At 56.7% G+C, this 2,321-nt stretch carries 1 rRNA gene (cut by a window edge); it reads left to right on the top strand.

From position 1 onward, the window contains the following. A 23S ribosomal RNA gene (locus ACFVSO_RS28780) occupies window positions 1-2,321 on the top strand; its annotated part reaches 629 nt to the left of the window's first position; the annotation flags it as partial.

Here is a 2,321-nt window from a genome sequence, read left to right on the forward strand (position 1 = left end):
GGATGCAGCTTGCTGTATCTCGTGACTGCGTGCCTTTTGAAGAATGAGCCTGCGAGTTAGCGGTGTGTAGCGAGGTTAACCCGTGTGGGGAAGCCGTAGCGAAAGCGAGTCCGAATAGGGCGATTGAGTTGCACGCTCTAGACCCGAAGCGGAGTGATCTAGCCATGGGCAGGTTGAAGCGGAGGTAAGACTTCGTGGAGGACCGAACCCACCAGGGTTGAAAACCTGGGGGATGACCTGTGGTTAGGGGTGAAAGGCCAATCAAACTCCGTGATAGCTGGTTCTCCCCGAAATGCATTTAGGTGCAGCGTCGTGTGTTTCTTGCCGGAGGTAGAGCACTGGATAGGCGATGGGCCCTACCGGGTTACTGACCTTAGCCAAACTCCGAATGCCGGTAAGTGAGAGCACGGCAGTGAGACTGTGGGGGATAAGCTCCATGGTCGAGAGGGAAACAGCCCAGAGCATCGACTAAGGCCCCTAAGCGTACGCTAAGTGGGAAAGGATGTGGAGTCGCAGAGACAACCAGGAGGTTGGCTTAGAAGCAGCCACCCTTGAAAGAGTGCGTAATAGCTCACTGGTCAAGTGATTCCGCGCCGACAATGTAGCGGGGCTCAAGCGTACCGCCGAAGTCGTGTCATTGCAGCTATAGGGCCAACGCCCGCTGTGATGGGTAGGGGAGCGTCGTGTGCCGGGTGAAGCAGCCGCGGAAGCGAGTTGTGGACGGTTCACGAGTGAGAATGCAGGCATGAGTAGCGATACACACGTGAGAAACGTGTGCGCCGATTGACTAAGGGTTCCTGGGTCAAGCTGATCTGCCCAGGGTAAGTCGGGACCTAAGGCGAGGCCGACAGGCGTAGTCGATGGACAACCGGTTGATATTCCGGTACCCGCTTTGAAACGCCCAATATCGAATCCTCTGATGCTAAGGCCGTGAAGCCGTTCCGGACCCTTCGGGGAAAGGAAAGTGGTGGAGCCGCCGATCCAAGGTGGTAGTAGGTAAGCGATGGGGTGACGCAGGAAGGTAGTCCAGCCCGGGCGGTGGTTGTCCCGGGGTAAGGGTGTAGGCCGCGCGGTAGGCAAATCCGTCGTGCATTGAAGTCTGAGACCTGATGCCGAGCCGATTGTGGTGAAGTGGATGATCCTATGCTGTCGAGAAAAGCCTCTAGCGAGTTTCATGGCGGCCCGTACCCTAAACCGACTCAGGTGGTCAGGTAGAGAATACCGAGGCGTTCGGGTGAACTATGGTTAAGGAACTCGGCAAAATGCCCCCGTAACTTCGGGAGAAGGGGGGCCATCACTGGTGATCGGACTTGCTCCGTGAGCTGGGGGTGGCCGCAGAGACCAGCGAGAAGCGACTGTTTACTAAAAACACAGGTCCGTGCGAAGCCGTAAGGCGATGTATACGGACTGACGCCTGCCCGGTGCTGGAACGTTAAGGGGACCGGTTAGTGACCTTTCGGGGTTGCGAAGCTGAGAACTTAAGCGCCAGTAAACGGCGGTGGTAACTATAACCATCCTAAGGTAGCGAAATTCCTTGTCGGGTAAGTTCCGACCTGCACGAATGGCGTAACGACTTCTCGACTGTCTCAACCATAGGCCCGGTGAAATTGCACTACGAGTAAAGATGCTCGTTTCGCGCAGCAGGACGGAAAGACCCCGGGACCTTTACTACAGTTTGATATTGGTGTTCGGTTCGGCTTGTGTAGGATAGGTGGGAGACTTTGAAGCCGTGACGCCAGTCATGGTGGAGTCGCCGTTGAAATACCACTCTGGTCGTGCTGGATGTCTAACCTGGGTCCGTGATCCGGATCAGGGACAGTGTCTGATGGGTAGTTTAACTGGGGCGGTTGCCTCCTAAAGGGTAACGGAGGCGCCCAAAGGTTCCCTCAGCCTGGTTGGCAATCAGGTGTTGAGTGTAAGTGCACAAGGGAGCTTGACTGTGAGACCGACGGGTCGAGCAGGGACGAAAGTCGGGACTAGTGATCCGGCGGTGGCTTGTGGAAGCGCCGTCGCTCAACGGATAAAAGGTACCCCGGGGATAACAGGCTGATCTTCCCCAAGAGTCCATATCGACGGGATGGTTTGGCACCTCGATGTCGGCTCGTCGCATCCTGGGGCTGGAGTCGGTCCCAAGGGTTGGGCTGTTCGCCCATTAAAGCGGTACGCGAGCTGGGTTTAGAACGTCGTGAGACAGTTCGGTCCCTATCCGCTGTGCGCGTAGGAATATTGAGAAGGGCTGTCCCTAGTACGAGAGGACCGGGACGGACGAACCTCTGGTGTGCCAGTTGTCCTGCCAAGGGCATGGCTGGTTGGCTACGTTC

This window comes from Paenibacillus sp. NPDC057967, from assembly GCF_042887015.1.
Lineage (GTDB): Bacteria > Bacillota > Bacilli > Paenibacillales > Paenibacillaceae > Pristimantibacillus.